This is a genomic window from Gilvimarinus gilvus (assembly GCF_030518155.1).
Classification (GTDB): Bacteria; Pseudomonadota; Gammaproteobacteria; order Pseudomonadales; family Cellvibrionaceae; genus Gilvimarinus; species Gilvimarinus gilvus.
The window spans coordinates 1-308 of sequence record NZ_JAULRU010000152.1; the positions used below are offsets into that span (position 1 = coordinate 1).

General features: G+C 34.4%; 1 pseudogene. It reads left to right on the plus strand.

Going from position 1 to position 308, the window contains the following annotated elements:
- Positions 1–308, plus strand: a pseudogene (locus tag QWI17_RS00905) (methylmalonyl Co-A mutase-associated GTPase MeaB); the annotation flags it as partial.

Here is a 308-nt window from a genome sequence, read left to right on the forward strand (position 1 = left end):
GAAATACTTGCTCAAAAAATAAAAGAAGGTGATCGTTTTGCCTTATCAAGAGCTATTACACTTGCCGAAAGCAATCGTTTAGACGATTTAAAATTAGCGCAACATATCATTAGTTTATTACCTGTTTCCATAACGTCAAAAAGAATTGCCATTACTGGAATTCCTGGTGTTGGTAAAAGTACTTTTATCGAATCTCTGGGGAAATATATTCTGAGTAAAGATGAAAAAGTAGCAATTTTAGCTATTGACCCTAGTAGTTCACTTTCCAAAGGAAGTATTTTAGGCGACAAAACACGCATGGAAGACTT